Origin of the sequence: Phenylobacterium sp. (assembly GCF_044371015.1) — a bacterium.
In the GTDB taxonomy this organism is placed as follows: domain Bacteria; phylum Pseudomonadota; class Alphaproteobacteria; order Caulobacterales; family Caulobacteraceae; genus Phenylobacterium.
Genome location: NZ_JBILUK010000154.1, coordinates 1 through 7,574, shown reverse-complemented (window position 1 = coordinate 7,574; position 7,574 = coordinate 1). Strand labels below are relative to the sequence as shown.

Genomic DNA, 7,574 nt, shown 5'->3' with positions numbered 1-7,574 from the left:
GCGACTCGTCTTCTTCCCGCTCGCCAACAAGCAGTACGAGTCGATGACGAAGATGAAGATGGTGCAGCCGCAGATGGAGGAGCTGCGCGCCAAATTCAAAGACGACCCTCAGAAGCAGCAACAGGAGCTGCTGGCCCTCTATCAGCGCGAGAAGGTCAACCCTCTGGCAGGCTGCTTACCTATCCTGCTGCAGATCCCGGTGTTCTTCGCCCTCTTCAAGGTGCTGCAGCTGGCCGTGGAAATGCGCCACGCGCCGTTCGTCGGCTACATCAAGGACCTCTCCGCGCCGGACCCGACCAACATCTGGAGCCTCTTCGGCGCGATCCCCTGGGACCCGGCGACCGCGCCCTTCATCGGCGCCCTGATCGGCGGCCACGGCTTCCTGCACATCGGCGTCCTGCCGATCCTCTACGGCTTCACCACCTGGCTCACGACCGCCATGAGCCCGCCGGCGCCGGATCCGATCCAGCAACGGATCTTCCAGCTGATGCCGATCCTGTTCACCTTCATCATGGCCCAGTTCGCCATCGGCCTCCTGGTCTACTACACGTGGTCGAACATGCTGACGGTGCTTCAGCAGTACGTGATCATGCGCCGCTTCAAGGTCGACAATCCGATCGATCAGGCGATCCGGAAGATCACCGGCAAGTCCAAGGAAGCCGGGTGACGACGCCCCCCGGTTCACCATCGGGCGAGGCCGGCTTCGACGCCGAAGCGCTGGAGGCGGCGCGGGTGTTCTTCGCCCATCCGGTGAACTTTCTGATGGGCGCGGTGGCCATGACCGGCCTGCCGCTCGCGGACCTGCCGGAAGTGGCCTTCGCCGGCCGCTCCAACGTCGGCAAGTCATCGCTGATCAACGCGGTGACCGGCCGCACGCACCTGGCCCGCGCCTCGACCGCACCCGGCCGCACACGGGAGGTCAACTTCTTCGTCGCCGATGAGCGCCTGCGGCTGGTCGATCTCCCGGGCTATGGCTTCGCCAAGGTCGGCCGGGGCGAGAAGAACAAGTTCCAGAACCTGGGCCGCGCCTATCTCCGCGGGCGGCCGAACCTGAAGCGCGCCTACCTGCTGATCGACGCCCGGCACGGCCTCAAGGACGTGGACAACGAGGCGATGGAGGCCTTCGACCTCTCGGCTGTCAGCTATCAGATCATCCTCACCAAGGCCGACAAGCTGCGCAGCCAGCGCGACGTCGACCAGGTCGCCGCCGAGACCCGCCGCAAGATCGCCAGGCGCCCGGCCGCCTTCCCGCGGGTGCTGGCCACCTCCTCGGAAAAGGGCGTGGGCATTCCCGAGTTGCGCGCGGAGATCCTGGCCGCCTGTTTCGGCGCCTAGCCTCCCTCGAGGGCGACGCCCCGTTGGGCGCGTTGGTCTGAGGCGCCGGAGGGAACCGGCCCTCTCCGCAAGCAAGAGGGCTACAGACTTCACCTCCCCGGCGTCACGCGGCTATGTGGGAGCCTGAAAGGGAACGCCCCATGATCGATATGTCCGCCCGCCCCATCTTTGATGAAGACCTCAACCTGTTCCGCGACCAGGTGCGCAAGTTCCTGGACAAGGCGCTCGTCCCCAACCTCGATCGCTGGGAGGAAGAGGGGATCATCGGGCGCGACTTCTGGCTGGCCTGCGGCGAAGCGGGTCTGCTCTGCCCGGGCGTTCCCACAGAGTACGGCGGCCTGGGCCTCGACTTCCGCTACAACGCCGTGATCTCCGAAGAGGTGTTCTACGCGGGCTCCACCTCCGGCATCACGCTGCAGTCCGACATTGTCGCCGACTACATCACCCACTTCGGCTCCGAAGCGCAGAAGCGCCACTGGCTGCCCAGGATGGTCTCGGGCGAGGCGATCACGGCCATCGCCATGACCGAGCCCGGCACCGGCTCCGATCTCCAGGCGGTGCGCACCACCGCGATCCGCGACGGCGACCACTATGTCGTCAACGGCTCCAAGACCTACATCACCAACGGCCAGAGCGCCGACCTGATCGTCGTTGTCGCCAAGACCGACCCCACCCAGGGCGCCAAGGGCATCTCACTCATTCTGGTGGAAGCGACCCGGCCCGGTTTCAAGCGGGGCCGGAACCTCGACAAGATCGGGCAGAATTCGGCCGACACCTCCGAGCTCTTCTTCGAAGACGTGCGCGTGCCGGTCGCCAACCTGCTGGGCGATGAGGGCAAGGGCTTCTCCATCCTGATGAACCAGTTGCCGCAGGAGCGGCTGGGCATCGCCGCGCAAGCCCAGGCCGGCGCCCAGCGCGCCTTCGACGAGGGGGTCAAGTTCACCAAGGAACGCAAGGCGTTCGGCCAGACGGTGTTCGACTTCCAGAACACCCGCTTCACGCTGGCCGGCCTCAAGGCCAAGCTGCAGGCCGGCTGGGCGCACCTCGACTGGGCCATAGCGCGCCACCTGGAAGGCCGGCTGACCGCCGCCGAGGGCTCGGCCGCCAAGCTGTTCCACACCGAGCTGCAATGGGAAGTCTGCGACGCCGCGCTGCAACTGCACGGCGGCGCCGGCTACATGAACGAATACCCCATCGCGCGGCTGTGGCGAGATGCTCGGGTCCAGCGGATCTATGGCGGGACATCGGAGATCATGAAGGAAGTCGTCGCGCGGACGATTTGAGTGCGGCGGGGCGTGCGGCGAAACTGTCGCCGGTCCCACCTCCCCGCAACGTCAACCCGTCGGACGCGCCGGGCGATAGCGGCGAAGCCTATGGGGCGGCGCTGAGCGTCCGCTTCTGTCGCCGCGGCGTGCTTCGATTTGGCCATGTCCCTCGCCGCATCACGTCCGAACGCCGCCGCCGGTCACGTCCCGCGGCCGCTCAACCGTGGTCCAGGATTTTCCACACCCCCGCCCGAAGTGGAAAATTCAGGCGTCGGCCGCTCTCGGTGAAAACCGTGAAACCTGCGTTCCAGTCTCCAGTATGCGGAAAATCTCGAACCGGCGTTTCTCACAGGCGCTACGGCGTGGGCCGACCCCCGCCGCGGCCTCTCGTCCCTCCGACCGTGACAGCCGGTCCCCTGTCCGCTATCGGACCCGGCGCGCGAACGGCGAGGGCTGACGTGACCGACGACAAGGAATCCCAGGGCTGGGCCACCGCCAGGACGCTGGCCGAGGCGCTCCCCTACATCCAGCGCTATGACCGCGAGACCGTGGTCATCAAGTACGGCGGCCACGCCATGGGCGAGGAGAGCGTCGCCAAGCTGTTCGCGGCCGACGTTGTGCTGCTCAAGATGCTGGGCGTGCACCCCGTGGTGGTGCATGGCGGCGGGCCGCAGATTTCGGCCTGGCTGGAGAAGGCCGGCGTGAAGTCCACCTTTGTGGACGGGCTGCGCGTGACTGACCAGGCCACCATGGAAGTCGCCGAGATGGTGCTGTCGGGCGCCATCAACAAAGAGATCGCCAGCTGGATCACTCAGGCCGGGGCCGAGGCCGATGTGCGCGGCGTGGGTCTCTCGGGCAAGGACGCCAAGCTGATCACGGTGGAGAAGGTGACCCGCACGACGCGGGCGCGGGACAGCGTCGAGGAGAAGATTGTCGACCTGGGCTTCGTCGGCGAGCCCAGGGTGATCGACACCACGCTGATCAAGGCGCTGATCGCGGCGGATCACGACTATATCCCGGTGATCGCGCCGATCGGCGTGGACGAGACGGGGCAGACTTTCAACATCAACGCCGACACGGTGGCGGGCGCGCTGGCCGGCGCGCTGGGCGCCAAGCGCATGCTGCTCCTGACCGACGTCTCGGGCGTGCTCGACGCCAACAAGGAACGCATCGCCCAGATGACCATCGCCGAGGCGCGCACGGCCATCGCCGAGCGGGTCGCGACCGGCGGCATGATCCCCAAGCTGGAGACCGCCATCGCGGCGGTGGAATCCGGCGTCGAAGCGGTGGTCATCCTCGACGGCCGCCGGCCTCACGCCATGCTGGTGGAGCTGTTCACCGAGCACGGGTCGGGGACGATGGTGAAGCCGTGAAACACGCGCCTGGTCCGCCCCCTCAGGGGGAGGGGGACCGACCGAAGGTCGGTGGAGGGGGCTCTCCCCCCAAGGCCGGATCGGCGGGTTCCCCCCTCCACCATGCTTTGCGTGGTCCCCCTCCCCCGCTGGGAGGGGATGAGCCTTGAGCGCCGACCTCTCCCATGTCGACACTTGGCTGTTCGACCTCGACAACACGCTCTATCCGGCGGAGTCCGGGTTCATGGCCGCGATCGTCCATCGCATGACCGACTATGTGGAGCGGGTCACCGGCCTGCCGCGCGAAGCGGCGTTCAAGCTGCAGAAGACCTATCTGGCCGAGCATGGGCTGACGCTGAAGGGCATGATGTTGAACCACGGGGTCGATCCCGCCGAGTTCCACGCCATCTTCCACGATCTGTCCCTGGAGGCGCTGGCGCACGATCCGGCGCTGCTGGCGGCGCTGGCCCGGCTGCCTGGACGACGGTTGATCTTCACCAACGCCGACGATCTGCACGCGCGCCGGGTGATGACGCATCTGGGTCTCGACGCGCTGTTCGACGACGTCTTCCACATCGGTTCGGCCGGCTATGAACCCAAGCCGAGCCCCGAGGCCTTCCGGCGGATCGACGCAGCCCACGGCATCGACCCGAACGTCACCGCCTTCTTCGAAGACTCCGAACGCAACCTGGAGCCGGCCGCGAGCCTGGGCATGACGACCGTGCTGGTCGGCGCCCATGCGTCGGCCTCCACCGCGCCCTACATCCATCACCGTACGCAACATCTCGCGCCGTTTCTGAATACGGCGCGCCTGAAGGAAGCCGCCTGATGTCCAATGACCTGAAGACCGTGATCGAGGCCGCCTGGGAGGCCCGCGACGGAGTCAACACGGCCACCATGGGGCCGATCCGCGACGCCGTCTTCGAGACCCTGAATCAGCTCGACAGCGGTCGGCTGCGGGTGGCGGAACGGGGCGCGGACGGGGTGTGGACCACGCACCAGTGGGCCAAGCAGGCGATCCTGCTCTCCTTCCGTCTCTCGGAGAACCGGCTGATGGAGGCCCCGGTCCCCGGCCCCTACTGGGACAAGGTGCCCGGCAAGTTCGAGGGTTGGGACCCGGCGCGCTTCCAAGCCGCGGGCTTCCGGGCCGTGCCAGGGTGTGTCGTCCGGCGAGGCGCCCACATCGGCAGGGGCGTCGTGCTCATGCCCTCGTTCGTCAACATCGGAGCCTATGTCGACGAGGGCACGATGGTCGACACCTGGGCCACGGTCGGCTCCTGCGCCCAGATCGGAAAGAACTGTCACATCTCCGGCGGCGCGGGAATCGGCGGCGTGCTGGAACCGCTGCAGGCCAACCCGACCATCGTCGAGGACAACTGCTTCATCGGCGCGCGGGCCGAGGTGGCCGAAGGCGTGATCGTCCGCGAAGGCAGCGTGCTGTCGATGGGCGTGTTCATCACCTCGACAACGCCGATCATTGACCGGCGCACGGGCGAAACGCGTACCGGTGAGGTGCCGCCCTATTCCGTGGTGGTGTCCGGCAGCCGGCCCAATCCGGTCGATCCGGCCCTGCCCTCAACCTATTGCGCGGTGATCATGAAGACGGTGGACGAGCGCACCCGCTCGAAGACCTCGATCAATGAGCTGCTTCGCGACTGAACCGATGCCTTGCCCCGGCGCCCCGGGGTGCTAGAGGCTTGCAACAAGTTTCAGAACATCAGGGAGATGAACCTATGAACCCCGTTGAGATCAAAGACCTGCCCGGAATGATCGGTCAGGAAGTCGGCGTGTCCGACTGGGTCGAGATCACCCAGGAGCGCGTGAACCAGTTCGCCGAGGCCACGGGCGACCACCAGTGGATCCATGTTGATGTCGAGCGCGCCACGCGAGAGATCGGCGGCCCGATCGCCCACGGCTATCTCACCCTGTCGCTGATCCCGTTCCTGGGCGCCGGCATGCTGCCGGTGAAGGGCGTGACCCGCGGGATCAACTACGGGTCCGACAAGGTCCGCTTCGTCAACATGGTGCGTGTCGGCAAGCGCGTGCGCATGCGCCAGAAGCTGATCGGCGCTGAGCCCAAGGCCGGCGGCATGCAGCTCAAGAACGAATGCACAATCGAGATTGAGGGCGAGACCAAGCCCGCCTGCATCGCCGAGACGATCTCTGTGGTCTACGGCGGCTGAGGGCGCGACCATGACGATGTTCGACGGTCTGTTCTCCGTAGCCGGCAAGACCGTTCTGGTCACTGGCGGTTCGCGCGGCATCGGCGAGATGATCGCCGCCGGGTTCCTGGCGGGCGGCGCCAAGGTCTACATCTCGTCTCGCAAGGCCTCGGTCTGCGACGAGACCGCCGCCCGGCTCTCGGAAACCTACGGCGGAACCTGCATCTCGCTGCCCGCGGATCTTTCCACCGTGGCCGGCTGCGAGGGGCTCGCCAAGCGGATGGCCGAGCATGAGACGCGGCTCGACGTGCTCATCAACAACGCCGGCGCCGCCTGGGGCGCATCCATCGACACCTTCCCGGAGGCGGGTTGGGACAAGGTGATGGACACCAACGTCAAGGGCGTCTTCTTCCTGACCCAGAAGCTCCTGCCGCTCTTGCGGGCGGCGGGCGCGGCGGGCGATCCGGCGCGGGTGATCAATATCGGCTCCATCGATGGACTGCAGGCCGCGATCTTCGACACCTTCTCCTACGGGGCCTCAAAGGCCGCCGTGCACCATCTGACGCGGTTCCTGGCGGCGCACCTCACCAAGGAGCGCATCCTCTGCAACGCCATCGCGCCGGGGCCCTATCCCACCTGGATGCTGTCGACCGGCGTCGGCTTCGGCGGCCAGACCGAGGACGTGGACTGGAACAGCGTCGGCAAGAACAACCCCTCCGGACGGGTCGGCACGCCTCAGGATATTGCCGGGCTTGCAATCTTCCTGGCGTCCCGCGCCGGGGAGTATGTCGTGGGCCAGGTCATCGCCAGTGATGGCGGCGCGGTGGGAACCTCGTAAGGGGCGGCTCTACCGCCCTCCGCCGTGTACGTTGATCTTCTCGCCGGTGACGTAGCTATTGGCCGGCGAGACCAGGAAGCGGACCACGGCGGCCACCTCTTCGGGCTGGCAGACGTGGCCGAACGGCATGCGCGAATCCAGCACGTGGATGTCGTCGGCGCCCATGGTGGCGCGGGCCAGCTTCTGGCCCATGTCGGTGTCGACGAGCCCCGGCGCGACGATGTTGACGAACACGCCGTTGGGCCGCTCCTCCTTGGCCAGCGTATAGGCCAGCGCCTCCAGCGCCGCCTTGGCCATGTTGTAGGGCGCGCCGTTGGCCGCGTGGCCCAGCGTCGCCACCGAGGAGATGACGATCACATCGCCCCGGTCCTGCTTGCGGATATGCGGCAGGGCCAAAGCCGCCAGGTGATGCGCGCCCTGAGCGTGCGTGGCGAAGAGGCGCTGGGGTTCGCTCGGGTCTGTGTCGACCACCGAGCGCCCGCGGCTGGCGATGCCGGCGTTGTGGACGAGGATGTCGAGGCGACCGAAGTCGGCGGCGACCGCGTCGATCATCGCCTTGTCCTGCTCGTAGTCGTCGATGGACGCCTGATAAGCCTTGGCCTTGCGGCCCAAGGCCTTCACA

At 67.0% G+C, this 7,574-nt stretch carries 9 protein-coding genes; 8 read left to right on the top strand and 1 reads right to left on the bottom strand.

From position 1 onward, the window contains the following. The 8 genes from yidC to ACIQ3R_RS12560 form a co-directional block, all read left to right on the top strand. Window positions 1-667 (top strand): membrane protein insertase YidC (gene yidC / locus ACIQ3R_RS12595; RefSeq protein ID WP_397419007.1); only part of this gene is annotated, 667 nt, incomplete at its 5' end. 65 nt (window positions 668-732) lie between these two features. After that, a complete protein-coding gene (gene yihA / locus ACIQ3R_RS12590) occupies window positions 733-1,335 on the top strand; it encodes a ribosome biogenesis GTP-binding protein YihA/YsxC (RefSeq protein ID WP_397419009.1) in 603 nt (200 codons plus the stop codon). Between the two features lie 140 nt (window positions 1,336-1,475). Continuing rightward, window positions 1,476-2,618, top strand: coding sequence for an acyl-CoA dehydrogenase family protein (locus tag ACIQ3R_RS12585; RefSeq protein ID WP_397419005.1), 1,143 nt, complete (start codon window positions 1,476-1,478; stop codon window positions 2,616-2,618). A 440-nt stretch (window positions 2,619-3,058) separates the two neighbouring features. Continuing rightward, entirely contained in the window at window positions 3,059-3,973 is a 915-nt protein-coding gene (gene argB / locus ACIQ3R_RS12580) for an acetylglutamate kinase (protein WP_397419003.1), read from the top strand. A 145-nt stretch (window positions 3,974-4,118) separates the two neighbouring features. Further along, a complete protein-coding gene (locus tag ACIQ3R_RS12575; RefSeq protein WP_397419000.1) occupies window positions 4,119-4,781 on the top strand; it encodes a pyrimidine 5'-nucleotidase in 663 nt (220 codons plus the stop codon). Beyond that, on the top strand, window positions 4,781-5,611 hold the full coding sequence (gene dapD, locus ACIQ3R_RS12570) for a 2,3,4,5-tetrahydropyridine-2,6-dicarboxylate N-succinyltransferase (RefSeq protein ID WP_397418998.1): 831 nt from the start codon (window positions 4,781-4,783) through the stop codon (window positions 5,609-5,611). Before ACIQ3R_RS12575 ends, dapD begins: the two co-directional genes overlap by 1 nt. Window positions 5,612-5,685: 74 nt before the next feature. Further along, window positions 5,686-6,135, top strand: coding sequence for a MaoC family dehydratase (locus ACIQ3R_RS12565; protein ID WP_397418996.1), 450 nt, complete (start codon window positions 5,686-5,688; stop codon window positions 6,133-6,135). A gap of 10 nt (window positions 6,136-6,145) precedes the next feature. Further along, on the top strand, window positions 6,146-6,952 hold the full coding sequence (locus ACIQ3R_RS12560) for an SDR family oxidoreductase (protein ID WP_397418994.1): 807 nt from the start codon (window positions 6,146-6,148) through the stop codon (window positions 6,950-6,952). A 9-nt stretch (window positions 6,953-6,961) separates the two neighbouring features. Here the strand turns inward: ACIQ3R_RS12560 and ACIQ3R_RS12555 are convergent. Then, on the bottom strand, window positions 6,962-7,574 hold a 613-nt coding region (locus ACIQ3R_RS12555), incomplete at its 5' end, for an SDR family NAD(P)-dependent oxidoreductase (RefSeq protein ID WP_397418992.1).

Excerpts from the sequence above, each read along its gene's own strand:
- ACIQ3R_RS12560 (WP_397418994.1), top strand. The coding sequence starts at position 6,146 with ATGACGATGTTCGACGGTCTGTTCTCCGTAGCCGGCAAGACCGTTCTG.
- ACIQ3R_RS12565 (WP_397418996.1), top strand. The coding sequence starts at position 5,686 with ATGAACCCCGTTGAGATCAAAGACCTGCCCGGAATGATCGGTCAGGAA.
- ACIQ3R_RS12585 (WP_397419005.1), top strand. The coding sequence starts at position 1,476 with ATGATCGATATGTCCGCCCGCCCCATCTTTGATGAAGACCTCAACCTG.
- dapD (WP_397418998.1), top strand. The coding sequence starts at position 4,781 with ATGTCCAATGACCTGAAGACCGTGATCGAGGCCGCCTGGGAGGCCCGC.